The 16,413-nt window shown below is 51.2% G+C and carries 13 protein-coding genes; 2 read left to right on the top strand and 11 right to left on the bottom strand.

Going from position 1 to position 16,413, the window contains the following annotated elements; genetic code table 11:
- Positions 1–476: 476 nt before the first annotated feature.
- The 9 genes from GY634_RS13015 to GY634_RS12975 all read right to left on the bottom strand — a co-directional run bounded on the left by GY634_RS13015 (position 477) and on the right by GY634_RS12975 (position 11,882).
- Positions 477–1,268 (bottom strand): cyclase family protein, encoded by a 792-nt coding sequence (locus GY634_RS13015; RefSeq protein ID WP_166409164.1) that lies wholly within the window; start codon positions 1,266–1,268, stop codon positions 477–479.
- 72 nt (positions 1,269–1,340) lie between these two features.
- Entirely contained in the window at positions 1,341–2,366 is a 1,026-nt protein-coding gene (locus tag GY634_RS13010; protein WP_166409163.1) for a carbon-nitrogen hydrolase family protein, read from the bottom strand.
- A gap of 11 nt (positions 2,367–2,377) precedes the next feature.
- Positions 2,378–3,301, bottom strand: a complete 924-nt coding sequence (locus GY634_RS13005) for a fumarylacetoacetate hydrolase family protein (RefSeq protein WP_166409162.1) — start codon at positions 3,299–3,301, stop codon at positions 2,378–2,380.
- A gap of 57 nt (positions 3,302–3,358) precedes the next feature.
- Positions 3,359–4,486, bottom strand: coding sequence for a cupin domain-containing protein (locus GY634_RS13000; RefSeq protein ID WP_166409161.1), 1,128 nt, complete (start codon positions 4,484–4,486; stop codon positions 3,359–3,361).
- A gap of 44 nt (positions 4,487–4,530) precedes the next feature.
- Positions 4,531–6,819, bottom strand: coding sequence for a bifunctional salicylyl-CoA 5-hydroxylase/oxidoreductase (locus GY634_RS12995; RefSeq protein ID WP_166409160.1), 2,289 nt, complete (start codon positions 6,817–6,819; stop codon positions 4,531–4,533).
- A 107-nt stretch (positions 6,820–6,926) separates the two neighbouring features.
- Positions 6,927–7,379, bottom strand: a complete 453-nt coding sequence (locus GY634_RS12990; protein WP_166409159.1) for an acyl-CoA thioesterase — start codon at positions 7,377–7,379, stop codon at positions 6,927–6,929.
- Between the two features lie 103 nt (positions 7,380–7,482).
- Positions 7,483–7,998 (bottom strand): MarR family winged helix-turn-helix transcriptional regulator, encoded by a 516-nt coding sequence (locus GY634_RS12985; protein WP_166409158.1) that lies wholly within the window; start codon positions 7,996–7,998, stop codon positions 7,483–7,485.
- Between the two features lie 156 nt (positions 7,999–8,154).
- Positions 8,155–9,666, bottom strand: a complete 1,512-nt coding sequence (locus GY634_RS12980; protein WP_166409157.1) for an indolepyruvate oxidoreductase subunit beta family protein — start codon at positions 9,664–9,666, stop codon at positions 8,155–8,157.
- 20 nt (positions 9,667–9,686) lie between these two features.
- Positions 9,687–11,882, bottom strand: a complete 2,196-nt coding sequence (locus GY634_RS12975; RefSeq protein ID WP_166409156.1) for a thiamine pyrophosphate-dependent enzyme — start codon at positions 11,880–11,882, stop codon at positions 9,687–9,689.
- Between the two features lie 178 nt (positions 11,883–12,060).
- Between GY634_RS12975 and GY634_RS12970 the strand changes: the two genes are divergently transcribed.
- Positions 12,061–12,516 (top strand): MarR family winged helix-turn-helix transcriptional regulator, encoded by a 456-nt coding sequence (locus tag GY634_RS12970; RefSeq protein ID WP_166409155.1) that lies wholly within the window; start codon positions 12,061–12,063, stop codon positions 12,514–12,516.
- Positions 12,517–13,171: 655 nt separating this feature from the next.
- On the opposite strand, the gene trxA is transcribed toward GY634_RS12970, so the two are convergent.
- Both trxA and GY634_RS12960 read right to left on the bottom strand, forming a co-directional pair.
- Positions 13,172–13,549: a thioredoxin gene (gene trxA, locus GY634_RS12965; RefSeq protein WP_166409154.1), complete on the bottom strand. Its 378-nt coding sequence runs from the start codon at positions 13,547–13,549 to the stop codon at positions 13,172–13,174.
- A 155-nt stretch (positions 13,550–13,704) separates the two neighbouring features.
- Complete coding sequence (locus GY634_RS12960) at positions 13,705–14,991, bottom strand: NCS2 family permease (RefSeq protein ID WP_166409153.1); 1,287 nt, start codon at positions 14,989–14,991, stop codon at positions 13,705–13,707.
- Positions 14,992–15,184: 193 nt separating this feature from the next.
- Between GY634_RS12960 and tsaD the strand changes: the two genes are divergently transcribed.
- Positions 15,185–16,231: a tRNA (adenosine(37)-N6)-threonylcarbamoyltransferase complex transferase subunit TsaD gene (gene tsaD, locus GY634_RS12955; protein WP_166409152.1), complete on the top strand. Its 1,047-nt coding sequence runs from the start codon at positions 15,185–15,187 to the stop codon at positions 16,229–16,231.
- Positions 16,232–16,413: the final 182 nt, after the last annotated feature.

The following is a 16,413-nucleotide window of genomic DNA, read 5'->3' as shown; positions in this document are numbered from 1 at the left end:
ATTTTTTTTGATTTGAGATACCAAATCAAAAAAAATTTCACTCCACCACCCTGAATGTCCTAGTGTTGGACAGGTTTACCGCCCTTTCTTTAGTAGCGCTTTAATCAGGACGGGAGGTAGTGGTTATGCTTCTTCATCTTGTATGCCAACCTTTGCTAAAACAGGCCTGACAGTACGCAAGAAGAAATTAGTTAAAACCACTGCTCTAATCTGTCACAGAAGTAGAAATGCCTAGCAGCAACTACCAATGCAAAAACCTAGGCATGCGACGAGCAAAAGGCGGATGGAAGTGTTTTTTTATTTGGTGTCTCAAATAAAAAAATACTTTCGCAGCCTTAGGCTATGGCAGCCGGTGGTTGATAAGCGGGTTTTGCAGCTTTAGGCTAATGTAGCCCAATCGTGCCATGAAAAAGCCCCTCGTAATGACGAAGGGCTAATCAGCAGTTTGGTGGCCCTAGTAGGCCGTCAGAAACTACTTAGTTTGGCACCAATGCCAGCACACGTAATGGGCTGCCGGAGCCGGCTTCAATCTTCAATGGAGCAGAAATAATCAGCGCACCCGTAGGTGGCAACTGATCAAGGTTTTGCATGCATTGCAAACCGTAGCGGTTAGCGCCGTGCATTAAGGTGTGGCAAGGGTAGGGCATGGGCCACGAGTATGACTGTCCGGCATCGGTGTTAATGGTTTCTACACCAAAACCCAGTACATTACGCTCGTTAATCATCCACTCTACCGCTTCTTGGCTAGGGCCTGGCGTGTGGGGGCCATCTTCTTTCATGTTGACGTAGCTCGCTGGGTCTTGCTCTAAGCGCTTGTACCAGTCAGTACGTAAGAATACCCAGCAGTTTTCAGGAATACGACCATGCTTGGCTTCCCATGCTTTTAGGAAGTCGCTGGTCAGTACCCAGTCTTCATTGGCGGCAACCTCTGCCGAGGCGTCAATCACAACGGCTGGGCGGATGAAGTTGTGCGCAGGTATGGTGTCTACGGTGTTTTGGGGTTGGTCTTTGCCAGATACCCAATGCACCGGTGCGTCAAAGTGCGTGCCCGTATGCTCACCACAGGTGAAGTTGTTCCAATACCAAGCAGGGCCTTGGTCGTTGTATTGGCTAATAGTTTGTTTGCTAAAGCCCGCAGTTTGCCCAAATTGGGGTGGCAGTTGCAGGGCAGGGAAGCGTTCGCTTAGGGTGTGCGTCAGGTCTATAACCTGCACTTGTTGGCTGTTTAAGGCCTGCACCAGCTGGCTGATGCTGTTTTGTGTACTCATCCCGCTGTCTCCTCGTTGTGCTCTGACCCACCGTTATGACAGACATAACGGTGGGTAGGCACATATCATTCTTTAGTTTTCGGGTTGTTCATCCAGACCTGGCGCAGCGGGGTTTAGCTCGGCAGCGCAGAAGTCGTCGTTCACAAAGGTTGCAGCACTCAAGGCACGTCGGTTGACTTGCAGATTGAAGATATCAAAACGGTTGTAATGACCGGTGATGTCATGCATTTGTCGTGGCTGTATGCAGCGCGACAAATCGATTTCACCGTAAGCAATACCTTCATCGTCAATCAGTGGTGTACCGATGGTGCGGCCATCTGGGCCAATCACGCCCGAGAACGCGCTGTTTTTGCGTTCTAGCAATGCACGAGCGTCAGGGTGTGAGGTGCTCATTTGTTCAATGATTTCTTCAGAAATCGTAGAACAAGCGATAACCGTAAATACCTTACCTTCAAAGCAATGTGCTGCAGCACGTAGACGAATGGCTTCGGCCATGTCGTAGTCTTTAGGCGCTACCGGTAAACCAATGTAGTTAGCCACGTGCACCAGTTCGCCTTGTGACAGCAAGCTGAAGCGTGCCAAGGTGTTGGTGTTTTCACCGCAGGCCAACGCGCCCAATGGGCCTACGCTGGTTTTGTGTACGCGTAAGGATGAAGCATCGCCCGGTGCCCATGTCAGCTTTTCAGCCCAAGTAGGCACCAGTTTGCGGTGGCGGCCCAAAATGCGGCCTTCGTCGCTAATGGTGACTACCGTGTTGTAAATGGTAGCGATGCTATTGGGGTTACGTTCGTTCACCCCAATTACCACGTTTACCTTGCGCTGACGTGCTACTTCGGCGATTTTCTGAATTTCTGGGCCCGGCACTTCAATGGCGGACTTCACCAGTTTTTCAAACCAAGGGCTACCGTCTACAGGGTTTAGAATCCAGCTCCAGTAGGGGTAGGCCGAAATAAATACTTCAGGAAACGCAACCAGTCGGGCACCGTTATCGGCAGCTTCGTGTATCAGCTTGCATGCTTTTTCAACGGTGGCATCCGTATTCAGGAATACAGGCGCTGTCTGTACGGCAGCAGCCTTAAACACTGGAAGATCTAGCATGTGACTATTCCTTATTTGTTGGGTGTTACGTCAACAATAGGGTGACGCAGTGTGCCGATGTGTTCTACGTAGGCTTCTACTACATCACCTGGCCACATCCACTCTTGTGGGCTACGGCCTGCGCCTACGCCTTCAGGAGTACCGGTAGCGATAATGTCACCGGGTTCCAGCGTGATACCGGCGCTGATGTCAGCGATCAGGTGATTCACGTTGAACAGCATGTGACGTGTGTTGGAGCTTTGTTTGGTCACGCCATTTAAGGTCAGGCTGAGGTTGATGTTGTGTGGGTCTGGCAGTTCGTCAGCAGTAATGATGACGGGGCCAAATGGGGCGTAAGTGTCTTGGCCTTTGGAGTAAATCCACTGACCAGCACGGCGGCAATCACGTGCGCTTACGTCGATCATGGCGCTGTAGCCAAATACGTAGTTCAGTGCATCTTCTTTGCTCACACGTTTAGCACGTGTGCCCATGATGACGGCCAACTCAACTTCCCAGTCCATTTGTTGGGTGATGTTTTTGTTGTGCTCAATCGCATCGCCAGGGCCCACAACGGTGGTTGGTGGTTTAGAGAAAATGACTGGCTCTTTAGGCAACTCTTTGGAGGTGTCCAACGTACGGCTGGATTCGGCTACGTGCTCTACGTAGTTCAAGCCAATACCAAAGATGTTTTTACGTGGGCGAGGAATAGGGGCCAGCAGCTTAACGTTAGCCAGTGGTACGGCTACGCCAATGGGCATATCGTCGCTGTATTCGTTCAGCAGGCGGGAAACGGCTGTGACTGTAGCAGGACCCATGTCGATGAAGTCCAGCATGTTGTCTGGCAGAGGGGTGCCAGTCACAACGCCAAAATCGTGCAGGTCAACAACCAAGTCGTTAACGATAGCGCCTAAACGGCCAGCTGCTGCGGGTTCACTGCGGTAAGTTACGAGACGCATTTTCTTCTCCAGAGTTACGAAACATGCCTTTGCTAGGCATGTAAGGATGCAAAGGTGTTAGTTAGTAATGATTTGATGCCCGCCGTTGTCGGCTAAGGCTTCTTCACGATAAAGATTCAGTGCACGCATGGTGGGCAGATCATGGAACGAGAACAAGCAAGCGTCTTCGGTGTTGGAGCCGTTGACATGTTCGTGGAACATCCATGAAGGCACGCAGAAAATATCGTGCTCGTTCCAGTCATAGCGTTTGCCATTAATAATGGAATGCCCGTGGCCTTTGGCGACGTGGTAAATAATGCTGCCTGTGTGGCGGTGGGCCTTGGTGTGTTGGCCGGGTAGCAACATTTGCATGCTGGCGCCCATGGTAGCCATCACCGGGCCGCCTGTTAGCGGGTTCAAGTAGTCCATGATCAGGCCATCAAATGGGCTGCCTTCGGACACTTTGGCATAACGTTGCAGAGCTTCGTAAGTAGGCTCCCACTCGTACTTCAACAGCGGTGAGTACGGTTTTTGCCAGTCGTGCAAGGTAGGTTTTAAACCTGGGCCGCCCCAAATGTTGGTAGCGTCATTCACTGGGTAAGTGACGGCTTGCTGCAAGTCGGGGTGCACAGCGTAAAAGCCCGCTTCCAGAGCATTCACCAGAGGAATGTCCAAACCATCTTGCCAGATGCACGTCGTACCGTCAGAGCTGACACCGTGCTCGTGCCACGAGCCATTAGGCGTTAACACAAAGTCATTCGCGCCCAAGGTCATTTTGTGGCCGTCTACCACGGTGTAAGCGCCCGAGCCTTCCATAATGAAACGCAAGGCGGACGACGAGTGAGCGTGTGCCGAGGCGGCTTCACCGGGATGCATGACTTGCAGGCCCGAGTACAACCAACCTACGGCAGCCGCGAAATCGCGACGACCAGGGTTATTCAGGTAAATAACGCGGCGACCGGCTTGTTCAGGGGTGACCAAATCTACCGAACGCAGCACGTAGTCGCGCAAATCTTTGAAGCGCCACACTACGGGTACCGAGTCAGACTTGGGTTCCCACGGTTCAATTTTATTGGCGACGTTCCACAGCGCACCCGTCTCGAATTTTTCCAGCTCGCGGTAGTACGCAATGAGTTCGGGCGTGTCAGTGACGTTGGCACGTCCAATCACATCTTCTTTGTAGGTGTCATAGCGTTCTTGTGTCATTGTTGTCTCCTTTGATCTTCAGCCATGTAGCACGTGAGGGGTAGCTAGCGTGAGAGCCAGTCCTTACCCCACAGATAAGGGGCAGGCCATGTGATGTCCTGATAGCCTAGTTTGGCAGCCTCGTGTAGGGGCCAAGCGGGGTTAGCTAGGAAGCCACGGGAAAGTGCACATAGATCAGCACGGCCTGCGGCAATGATGCTATTAGCATGGTCTGCTTCAAGAATCGCACCCACAGCCATAGTAGGAATGGATGCTTCATTACGGATGCGGTCAGCAAACGGTGTTTGGAACATACGGCCATACACGGGTTTCTGATGCGCAACCACTTCACCACTGGATACATCCACCAGATCAGCACCGGCAGCTTTGAATTGCTTCGCAATGGCTACGGCGTCGTCAGGGGTAATACCGCCTTCCGCCCAATCGTGTGCCGAAATGCGTACCAATAGCGGTTTGTCGCTAGACAGCGCAGCACGCATGGCTTTAAGCACTTCTATGGGGTAACGCAGGCGGTTTTCTAAGCTGCCGCCAAATTCATCGGTGCGCTGGTTGGTAAGCGGGGAGATAAAGCTGGACAGCAAGTAGCCGTGGCCTGCTTGCAGTTCCACGCAGTCAAAGCCAGCCGCGTCAGCACGTTTAGTCGCTGCGACGAAGGCATCGCGAATGTCTGCCATTTGTGCGCTATTCAGTGCGCTAGGTGTGGCGCTGTCAGCGTCGTAAGCAATGGCCGAGGCAGATACCAAAGCCCAGTTACCAGAGGACAAAGGTTTGTTGGCGCGTTCCCAACCTACTTGCGTAGAACCGCGACGGCCAGCGTGGCCTAGCTGAATACCAATGCGAGCATCCAAGCTATGTACGTGGTCTACGATTTTTTTCCAAGCAGCGGTTTGTTCGTCATTCCATAAGCCCGCACATCCAGGGGTCACACGGCCTTCTGGGGTGACAGCAGTCATTTCAGCCATTAGCAGAGCCGCACCACCCAAGGCTCTGGCGCCATAGTGGGTGTGATGGAAATCGTTCACCATGCCGTCTTTAGCCGAGTACATCAACGTAGGGGCAAAGACCACGCGGTTTTTCAGCTTCATGCAGCGCAGGGTGAAAGGCGTAAACATAGGAGGCGGGGCTTGCTCGCCCTTTTCCAGTTTCAGGCCAGCATCGGTGGCAAACCAGCGCTCAAAGTCGGCAATGCCTTCTGGGTCACGCAGGCGCAGGTTCTCGTGCGAGATACGTTGCGAACGGGTGAGCATAGAGTAGGTGAATTGCTCGGGTGCCATGTTGGCGTAACGCGCTACGTTTTCAAACCACTCGGTAGAGTTACGCGCCGCATTTTGAATGCGCAGCACATCAATGCCACGTGCAGCCTCATATTCTTTTAGCGCTGTTTCCAAATTGGCGTCATCTTTCAGATGCTGCGCCAATGAAATGGAATCTTCCAGTGCCAGCTTCGTGCCTGAACCAATAGAGAAGTGGGCGGTATGGGCGGCATCCCCCATTAAGACGAAGGGGATTTGTTTACCGTCTACGTTTTCCCAATGTACCCATTTGCGGCAGATCACACGCGGGAAGCGAATCCAGATAGCCGAGCCACGCAAGTGCGAGGCATTACTGATCAGTTTGTGGCCATCTAAGTGGGGTGCAAACAGTTTTTCACAGTAGGCTATACCTTCTTCTTGGCTCATGTTTTCGATGCCGGCTTTCTCCCACACTTCATGCGGAGTTTCCACGATGAAGGTAGATAAGCCATTTTCAAAACGGTACGCGTGAGCTTGGAACCAGCCGTGCTCGTTTTCAACAAAGATGAAGTTGAAAGCGTCGAATTTTTTCTCTGTACCTAACCACACAAAACGGCATTGGCGTTCGTCAATGTCGGGTTGGTAGCTTTGCGCGTATTTAGTGCGAATACGGCTGTTAATACCGTCGGAAGCAATGACTAGGTCAGCTTGGTATTTACGGGCAATTTCAAGTTCGTCTTCAACGAAGGTTTCAAATACCAGTTTCACACCAATTTCTTCACAGCGCGCCTGCAGAATGTTCAGCAGTTTCTTGCGGCCAATGCCCACGAACCCGTGCCCGCGACTACGCTGTGCGCTGCCTTTGAAGTGCGTTTCTATGTCGTCCCAGTGGTTAAAAGCATCACCGATGGTTTGCGCCGAAACAGGATCTGCCTCGCGCAGGTTTTCCATGGTGGCATCTGAGAAGACCACGCCCCAGCCAAAGGTATCGTAGGGGCGGTTGCGCTCCACTACGATGATCTCGTTGCTAGGGTCTTGCAGCTTCATTAGTAGACCGAAATACAGGCCAGCGGGGCCTCCTCCTATGCATACGATCTTCATGTTTGCTCCCTTTTATAGGTATTACCACGCTGAATTAGATGCAGAGTAGTATGTTTATTAATAAATAATATACAAATAAAGTATTTAGGTACAGGAAAAAACGCGATTTATTTTGCGCTATCCATCACAGCGGCTTCTTTCTGCACGTAAGCCTGCATGGGGGTACGTAAAAACTCTGGAATATCAATAGCTTTGTGGGTCACCAACGAGGTGGTCACAATGACTTGGTTAATCTCCATACGCAACTGACCTTCTAAATCGGTGCATTGCAGGTGCAGTTGAATGGAGCGTCCGCCTAGGCGTTCAATGCTTAGGCTCAGGATAACGTCGTCACCCATTTTGCTGATGGCTCTGAAATCGGCATCCAGATGCACGGTGGGTAAGCCAACTTTACGATCGGCAATAACGCCATGAAAACCTACGGTGGGGACGATGTCGTCAATCCACTTTTCAAGCAGATCGTTGAACATGACAAAGTACTGCGGATAGAACACAATGCCTGCAGGGTCGCATTCCGAAAAACGGATTCGGTGTTTTTGCGTGTATGGCTTTGATTCCATGCGTTTTCCTTTTTGTTTATAGTGACGCCATAAAGCGCTAGGTCTAGGTAAAGCCAGGTTACATGCTTGTTATGGTTAGCCTGGCCGGTGGGGTTATCAGTAGTTAGCCGAGGTTCTTTTGCAAATGCACACGCAATTGCCCCAGCTGCTGCAAGACTTCTACGATGACGTCGTGGTCCATGCCATCGAACAGTTCGCTTAGCCATTGGTTGTGTTGACTAGCCATTTGTTCAAATGCGCTCTTACCTTTAGGGGTAAGGTGCAGCAACCATGTGCGTCTATCGGTGGGACTGCTGACTCGCGATACCAAGCCTTCGCGTGAAAGCTCATCGGTTAAACCAGTGATGTTCCCACTGGTCACCATTAAATAGCGGGATAACTCACCCATTTTCAGACCTTGAGGGTAGCGATACAGCTGCGCCATGTAGTCGAAACGGGCCAGTGAAATATCAAAATTCGTACGTAGACGTTTACGTATTTCGTCCTCGATTTGCTTGGTGCATGTCATGAGCCTAAGCCAAAGGCGTACCGTTGCTGGGTCTTTGGGGCTAATACGCCCTTCATAGCCGCTGTCTTGTACGAGTTCGGTAGACAAATCCAAGTCTGTGGTTGGTTGCATTTTCTGATTCCAAGCGCACCCTTCAAGGAGGACGCAGTACGTTAACAATAAAGACCAAGCCGTCACATACGCACGTAGTCAAATTGCATTCTACACTATATTGTTTAGTAGTAAAGTATCTGACGGTGGTCTACAGCAATTGCTGACATAAAGCTTTTAAACTAAGGCGTACGCCTGTCTTGTTTCGTCTAATTTCTTTCCATGTTCATCAGCCAACGCCGCATCACGCAGGGCGTGTAGCATGTCGGGGGAAATGCGATCAGGGTATTGATCCAACACCCCCATTAGGGTTGCGAAATTACGCAAACCACGTTGGTGGGTATCGCCATAGCCTTTAACCAAGCGTTGGGCACGGGTAATCTCCAGCGCCAAAGCGGGGTGGCTAGTCGCATGACTGCTAATGCGTTGCAGCCATTCTTCAATGCGTTGTTGCTCGGCTTGGAAGCGCAGAGTGCTACGACGCCAGCGTTTCATGCCACTTAAGGTATTGAGCAGCATAAAACCACGTAGAGAACTGGTTTGGATGACACGGCCTTTGCCTGTCATGCTACGCAGCACACGATGCCCCCACGATTTGGGGTTCAACAACCAACGCGCTAGGCGCTGGCAGGGCAGAATTTCACTAATCTCTTCTACCCTAGGGTGCATGTATTCGTTAATGGCGAGGATTTGGCCAGAAGCCAATTGCACCTCTTGGCTCACGCGTTCAAAGCGGGTGGCACGGGTTTTGAGTTCAGCTACACGAATGGCGTCTTCAAAGGACATCCATAGCGCTAAATAACGAGCCGCTTCGCTAAGCAGTAGGTAGTCGTCGGCACGCATTTTTTGATGCAAGGCGTCCAGTCGGTCTATATACAGCTCGCCATAGGCTATATCTTGAAAGTCTATTAAGCGGCGGGTACCTTCCAGCACTATAGGCTGAGTCTCAATAGGGAAGCGTTGACGCACACGTTCTACCAGCGCTGCAACACGAGGGTGTTTGGGGTTCACTGTCGCTGGGTCGGGCAGGGCGGGCTTGTCGTCATCAGCAGGCTCGTCTTCTGCCGCGTTAACGCGACTGTATGCGGAATCAAAGGCACGTAAGCTAGGCTTCACACCTACGCCACCACGCTCAATGGTTTGCTCAAATTGCTCGCGGCTAAAGGGCAGTACGCCGGTGGCGGATAAGGCACCAAACATAACGGCACTGATCACACTGCCTGCATCTTCCGCGGCCTTGGCCATATTGAAATGGATAAAGCGTTTAGCTGCTTGCTTAGCGTGCTGAATCAACGCATCGCTATCTACACGGCCATCACCCATGGCGGTTTTCTCAGCAATGGAATACACACGGTGAGTAGAAGCGATGAGCGTAGTGCGGTCGTCGGTCACAATGCCGCGCTGTACCGCACGACCCGCTTCCATCAGTTCAGACGCCAGCACAATATCCACGTCGCCGGGCATGGGCATCAGCGACAGCACCGGTTTTTTATCGTTGGGGGCGGCACTAACGGGGAACAGTTCCACGTAATAAATGGTGGCACCGGTACGCTGTGCTACACCAGGCACCGACGTGGTTTGTGCGAAGTAACCATTGTGCTCGCCTAGGCTAACTACCCAGTCGGCCAATACACCACCACCTTCACCGCCCATCGCCAAAATAGCAATTTTTATGGGTTTAACTTGCATGATATCTCTCTCCCTGCTGCTTAGAATGCGTAACGCTCGCGCTTGGCGGCACTACGACGCTGGAACCAACCGATCACGTTGCGGCGCAGTTTTTCGCGCCAACGATCCCAGCCAGTAGGGTTATGAATGATTTGTGCGCGGTAAAACGAGGGGCACAAAATGGCAGCGTGTGACACTTCACCGCACAGACCGCAACCCACGCAGCTATTCATCACTGTGGCAACGGGGTCAGTACGCAGTGCATCAGGGTTAGGACGAATGGATAACGACGGGCAGCCCGATAAGCGTATGCAAGAGTGGTCGCCCGTGCAGGTGTCGGAATCCACACCAAAGCGTTCGCGTACCACGCGTTTACCGTCTGTTAGGGCTTTACGTACTTGACCACGTTCGCGGCGTTGCTTATTGAGCATGCACTCGCTTTGGGCGATCAGTACTTTGGGGCCTTTTTCGTCGGTAGTAAGCGCATCACGCAAGGTTTCCGTCATGGCCTTAAGGTTGTAGGTGCGACGGATGGTACGCATCCACTCTACGCCAACGCCTTTCACGGCTTTCTCAATAGGGTGATTGGTGCTGCGGGTCACGTTTTGTGCACGTGACGACAAAATATCCTGACCACCCGTGGCTGACGTGTAGTTGTTGTCAATAATGATGGTGAGGTTGTCGCTCTTATTGAACACTGCATTGGCGACGCCGCTGGTTAAGCCGTTGTGCCAGAAACCCCCGTCGCCCATCACCGAGATAGCACGTTTGTTGCTGGTGTTGGTGTTCAGTGCCGACGCACCGGCACCCCCTAAACCATAGCCCATCGTGGTATTACCCAAATGGAAGGGCGGCAAAATAGAGAACAGGTGACAACCAATGTCGGCGCTCACGTGGTGTGGGCCCAGTTCGCGCTCTACTAATTTCATGGCAGTGAAAATAGGGCGCTCGGGGCAACCAGTACAAAAACCTGGTGGGCGACCATGCACGTTTTCGTTTAGCGAGTTGGCAGGCAGTACTTCAGCGGCCACGGCTGTAGCAGTTTGGCGCTGTACGGTTTCTTCTTTGAGCGGAATCACGCGTGGTTTACGAGCGGGCTGTGGCTCAATACGACCATAGTGCTCTAAGTAAGCGCGCAAGCCTTTTAGCATGGTTTGCGTGTTGTACTCGCCGGCCATAGGCAAGAAATCTTTACCGTGTAGCTCCGTCGTGCTTTTGGCTTTACGCAAAATCGCCGAGATATTTTGCTCTACAAAGTTAGGTTGGCCTTCTTCCAGCACCAGTACGGCACGTTTACCTTCACAGAATCGCAGAATTTCGGATTCTATTAAGGGGTAGGCGACGTTCATCACGTACATGGGAATTTTGGACTCGCCAAACACATCGGCCAGATCCAAATGCTCCAAGGCACGGATGACGTTGTTATAGCCTCCGCCTTGAACAATTAAACCGATGTCGTCGTGGTTATCACCAAAGAACTCGTTGAGCTGGCGAGATTCGATGAACTCCACGGCAGCAGGCCAACGCTGTTCGATTTTTTCTTTTTCGTGCAAGAAGCTGGCGGGTGGCAACACAATGCGGTCTAAATCGCGTTGTGGGTTCTCCATGGCTTCTTTTAGCGAGAACTTGGCACGTCGGTTGTCGGACGCTACAAATTGGCCGTGTACGTGACAGGCACGTATACGCAGTTGCAGCATAACAGGGGTATTACTGGCCTCAGACAGATCAAAGCCATCTTTTACTGCTTGCACAATACAGGGCAGGTTAGGGCGTGGGTCCAGCATCCACATTTGTGATTTCATGGCAAAGGCGTGGCTACGCTCTTGCATAATAGAAGAGCCTTCACCGTAGTCTTCGCCCACAATGATCAGCGCGCCACCTTTAACACCGCCCGAGGCCAAGTTAGCTAAAGCGTCTGAGGCCACGTTAGTGCCTACCGTTGCCTTAAAGGTAACGGCACCACGCAGAGGGTAGTTAACGGAAGCAGCCAAGGACGCGGCGGCAGTAGCTTCGCTGGCACTGTTCTCGAAACGAATCCCGTTTTCAGTCAAGATGTCTTGGGCATCTGCCAATACATCCATTAAGTGTGAAATGGGCGCGCCTTGATAACCGGCCACGTACGAGACGCCAGACTCTAACAGTGCTTTGGTAACGGCCAGAATGCCTTCGCCACTAAACACTTCGCCTGCGCCTAGACGTAATAGCTCTACCTCTTTGACAAATGAACGCTCTGCCATCGTGTCCTCCTTGTGGTACTGCTTATGTATATTGGAATATTATTATTTTCATATGAATATGTTTAGTTCTCAATATATTATTTGTGATGGTTTTCCCTGATAGGGTTTAAGGGGTAAACCGGGCGTCGGCGCAAAGTTTGGTATATTAGGCAAACTTTTTGACTCTATTGGCCACGTAATGACCGCCCCTACAGCAGATAAATTTGTATTCGTTGATGATTATTTACCCGCTTTGTTGGCTCAGGCTAGCCTAATTATCTCCACCGAATTCCACCAAGTCGTACTTAAGAAGGGCTTGTCTATTACCGAGTGGCGTGTGCTGTCTACGTTGTCGGGGGCTGGCGTGGTAAGCGTGGGGCATTTGGCGCGTATCGCAACGAGTAAGCAGCCTACGGTGACGCGTGTGGTCGATAAAATGGTGGGGGCAGGGTATATCTGCCGCGTTCCGCATTCGGGCGACAGGCGTGTGACCTTAGTAGAAATTACGGAAGAGGGCCAGGTGCTTATTTCGGGGCTGATCCAAGAGGCTAAGCATCATGAGTCTGAGGTGATTCGACGTTTGCAGCCGCTGGATATTGATATGCTGAAAGATACACTGCGTAGTTTGATTGCAGAGACGCGTAGCGAGGATTGATGTAGTAGCGGCTGTGTTCATTGCATACGCTGGAGGCTGACGGCATTCATCGCACGCGCACGGTTTTGTTCGTGATATAGGTTAACGATGAGTGGGCTTTTGCTCGTCATGCTGGCTCAGGGTAACGGCTGTATCCATCGCACTCGCTGGGGAGCTGCAGAAGAATTTTTTGTGATTTGAGAAACCAAATCAAAAAAATTTTCTCTCCGCCCCCCTGAGCATGCTGTTACTGGTAGGTGTACAGCCCTTTCTTATGTGGCAGTGATTAGGCATTCATTGCATCACTTTCTGCCTGCTGTGCAGTCTCACTCAGTGTTTCAGCAAGCACACCTTTAGCTATTTCAGAAAGGCTCATTACTCTCAGCAACTACCAAAGCAAAGACCGTGGCAAGCGTTGGAGGAAAGGCGGATGGAAGTATTTTTTTATTTGGTGTCTCAAATAAAAAAATACTTTCGCAGCCTTAGGCTAATGCAGCCCAGTCGTTAGTAGGCGGGCTTTGACACTCATTACCTTCGTTGGAGGCTACGTCAGCCAGTCGTTGCTAAGCGGGCTTTGCACCCACACACAACTATAGCCACGCTTCTGCGCGATAAGAATGAAATAGGGGGAAAGTCTGAAACCGCTTGAAGTCATCCAAGCGGTTTTCAAGCATACTTAGGCGTCAGGAGCCTGTTTTTGCTGATCCGCAATTTCGGCATGCACTTGCTGCATGTCTACGGCTTTTACTTGAGAAACTAATTCTTCCAACTGAGACTCAGACAGAGCACCAGAGTGGGAAAATAGCAGTACGCGTTCGCGAAATACCATGATGGTAGGGATAGAGCGAATACGCAATGCAGCGGCTAATTCCTGCTCTTCTTCCGTATTTACTTTGGCGAAAACAATATCGTCGTGTTTTTCGGAAACCTTTTCAAAGGTTGGGCCAAATTGGCGGCAAGGGCCACACCATGGCGCCCAGAAATCGATAATCAGAGGCTTTTCACCTTCGATACTGGCTTGAAAAGTATTTTGCGTGAGTTCTACAGTGCTCATGAGCCGGACCTTCTAAAAAGAGAGCAAACAGTCGCTGGGACAGTGAGTGAACTGTCAGTGTAGCGCGTTTAAGTGCTATTGCAACGCTCTGTAGTTACAAAAACGGCAACAGAATATAAGCTTCTGTTGCCGTTAGCGACTACAAAATACGCGATTTATTCGAAGGTGTACTTCGCAATAAATAGCACTGCCACAATGATGGTAGCAGGGTGCATGTCACGGAATTTACCCGTAATGGTCTTGATTACAACGTAGCTGATGAAGCCAAATGCCAAGCCGTTTGCAATGGAGTATGTAAAGGGCATGGCTAGAGCAGTTAGGGCGGCAGGAGCGGCTTCGGTAACATCATTCCAGTCAATATCGCCCAACTCACGCAACATCAAACACGCTACATACAGCAGTGCAGGAGCAGTGGCGTAGGCCGGTACTACACCAGCCAAAGGCGAGAAGAACAATGCCAGCAAGAACATGGCGGCGATAACCAAGGCGGTCATCCCTGTGCGGCCACCGGCTTGTACGCCAGCGGCGCTTTCTACGTAGGCAGTTGTACTGCTAGTACCAATCATAGAACCCGCGACAATAGCGGTACTGTCAGCCAACAGCGCGCGGTTCAAGCGGTTAGGTTTGCCTTCTGGCAGTAAGTTGGCGCGTTTTGCTACACCAATCATGGTGCCGGTAGCGTCAAAGATCTCTACCAGTACCAACACCAGAATCACATGCACTACCCCCATGGACAGTGCGCCCATGATGTCTAACTGCAAGAAAGTAGGTGCAATGCTAGGTGGCATAGATACCAAGCCATGGTACTCGCTGTGGCCCAGTTGAATGGACAGCAAGGTGATGACCAAAATACCAATCAGAATGGCGCCACGTACTTTCAGTGCATCCAGTGCGGCAATAATGAAGAAACCTAGCACAGCGTAGAGCACGGCAGGTTCAGTTAGGTTACCCAAACCTACTTTGGTGGCTGGGTGAGCCACCACAATCTGTGCATTGGACAGGGCAATTAAGCCAAGGAACAAACCAATACCGGCAACAATGGCGGATCGTAACGAACGGGGTATGCCGTCTACGATCCAGCTACGTATGCCTGAGACGGTAAGAATCAGGAAGATAATCCCCGAAATAAATACCGCACCTAGGGCTTGTTGCCATGTAAAGCCTAACGTACCTACGATGGTGAAGGCGAAAAAAGCGTTTAGCCCCATGCCTGGTGCCATACCAATAGGCCAGTTAGCCACGAAGGCCATAATCAACGAACCAATGATAGCGGCCACGCAGGTTGCAACGAAAATCGCGTTGCGATCCATGCCTGTAGACGACAGAATCTCTGGGTTCACAAAAATGATGTACGACATGGTCAGGAAGGTGGTTACCCCTGCCAAGATTTCTGTTTTGATGTTGGTTCCATGCTCTCTTAGTTTGAATAGCTGTTCAAACATAAGGCTTCCCCTGTGAAATAAATAGTGTGTGTTGCGCTCTGAGCAATTTGCTGCGAGGCAGATTTTAGACCTTTTGTACACATTGTGGTGGGGAATGCAGGGTATATCATCATGCGGAGTTGCTGATAAGGCTTATGCCTCTCAACGTAGAAGCTTAGCGGGATGGGCTGCTTTCGCAGTACAATTATGAGCTATGAAAATACTCGGTTATGAAAGCTCGTGCGATGAAACGGGCGTTGCAATAGTTTGTACAGAAAAAGGCCTGTTAGGCCATGCTCTGCACAGCCAAATCGCTATGCACCAACATTACGGTGGCGTGGTGCCTGAACTCGCTTCCAGAGACCACATTCGGCGCGCTTTGCCGCTGACGCGTGAGGTGTTGGAGCAAACGGGTTTGAGTCTGTCCGATATAGACGCGGTTGCGTATACAGCAGGGCCGGGTTTGGCAGGGGCGTTGTTGGTGGGGGCTAGTGTGGCCCGATCCCTCGCGTGGGCGTTGGATTTACCGGCTATTCCTGTGCATCACTTGGAAGGCCATTTGTTGTCGCCGTTGTTGGCGGAGCCTAGGCCCGATTTTCCGTTTGTCGCTTTGCTGGTATCAGGCGGCCATACCCAATTGATGCGGGTAGATGGTGTAGGCCAATACGAACTGTTGGGCGAAACCCTAGACGATGCAGCGGGTGAAGCATTTGATAAAAGTGCGAAGTTGATGGGCTTGGGTTACCCAGGTGGTCCAGCGTTGTCTAACATGGCACAAAAGGGCAATGCCGACGCTGTAGTATTGCCGCGTCCTATGTTGCATAGCAAAGATTTAGATTTCAGTTTTAGCGGCTTGAAAACGGCTGTGTTGCTGAAAATGAAAGAGCTAAAAGTAAAGTACAACGATGAGGTGCCTGAAGAGCAGCTGGCTAATCTAGCAGCAGGGACCGAGGCCGCTATTGTGGATGTGTTAGCTGCTAAGGCTATACGTGCGCTTAAAGAAACAGGCTTGAAACGTTTGGTGGTGGCCGGCGGTGTGGGGGCAAACTTGCCACTGCGTAACCGTTTGCTGACTCAGGCAGCGAAGCTTAAAGCCGAGGTGTTTTTCCCGCCTGTTGCGCTGTGTACCGACAATGGTGCCATGATCGCTTTTGCGGCAGCCATGCGGGCAAATGCTGGCTTGTTGCCTGAAAACTTGAAGAATCCTAGTTTTACGGTACGCCCGCGGTGGGAGTTAAGTGAGGCGGGGGCGCTGTATTAAAGGCGTATGGCTGAGTAGTGCAATGCCGTATTCATCGCTGATGCGGGGGACTGCGGAACAACTTTTTGTGATTTGAGACACCAAATCAAAAAAGTTTTCCTCCGCCTCCCCGGTCGATCTGAAGGTGGTAGGTTTACAGCCCCTTCTTAGATAAGGACGCCTCTTGCATTTGTCTCAGAAAG

This window comes from Paenalcaligenes suwonensis (assembly GCF_011290505.1).
GTDB classification, from domain to species: domain Bacteria; phylum Pseudomonadota; class Gammaproteobacteria; order Burkholderiales; family Burkholderiaceae_B; genus Paenalcaligenes; species Paenalcaligenes suwonensis.
The sequence above is the reverse complement of the archived record's forward strand: the minus strand, read 5'-3'. Positions and strand labels throughout refer to the sequence as shown.

Coding starts and splice junctions, on each gene's coding strand:
- GY634_RS12995 (WP_166409160.1), bottom strand. CDS start 6,819: ATGAAGATCGTATGCATAGGAGGAGGCCCCGCTGGCCTGTATTTCGGT.
- GY634_RS12980 (WP_166409157.1), bottom strand. CDS start 9,666: ATGCAAGTTAAACCCATAAAAATTGCTATTTTGGCGATGGGCGGTGAA.
- GY634_RS13005 (WP_166409162.1), bottom strand. CDS start 3,301: ATGCGTCTCGTAACTTACCGCAGTGAACCCGCAGCAGCTGGCCGTTTA.
- GY634_RS13015 (WP_166409164.1), bottom strand. CDS start 1,268: ATGAGTACACAAAACAGCATCAGCCAGCTGGTGCAGGCCTTAAACAGC.
- tsaD (WP_166409152.1), top strand. CDS start 15,185: ATGAAAATACTCGGTTATGAAAGCTCGTGCGATGAAACGGGCGTTGCA.
- GY634_RS13000 (WP_166409161.1), bottom strand. CDS start 4,486: ATGACACAAGAACGCTATGACACCTACAAAGAAGATGTGATTGGACGT.
- GY634_RS13010 (WP_166409163.1), bottom strand. CDS start 2,366: ATGCTAGATCTTCCAGTGTTTAAGGCTGCTGCCGTACAGACAGCGCCT.
- trxA (WP_166409154.1), bottom strand. CDS start 13,549: ATGAGCACTGTAGAACTCACGCAAAATACTTTTCAAGCCAGTATCGAA.
- GY634_RS12990 (WP_166409159.1), bottom strand. CDS start 7,379: ATGGAATCAAAGCCATACACGCAAAAACACCGAATCCGTTTTTCGGAA.
- GY634_RS12975 (WP_166409156.1), bottom strand. CDS start 11,882: ATGGCAGAGCGTTCATTTGTCAAAGAGGTAGAGCTATTACGTCTAGGC.
- GY634_RS12985 (WP_166409158.1), bottom strand. CDS start 7,998: ATGCAACCAACCACAGACTTGGATTTGTCTACCGAACTCGTACAAGAC.
- GY634_RS12970 (WP_166409155.1), top strand. CDS start 12,061: ATGACCGCCCCTACAGCAGATAAATTTGTATTCGTTGATGATTATTTA.
- GY634_RS12960 (WP_166409153.1), bottom strand. CDS start 14,991: ATGTTTGAACAGCTATTCAAACTAAGAGAGCATGGAACCAACATCAAA.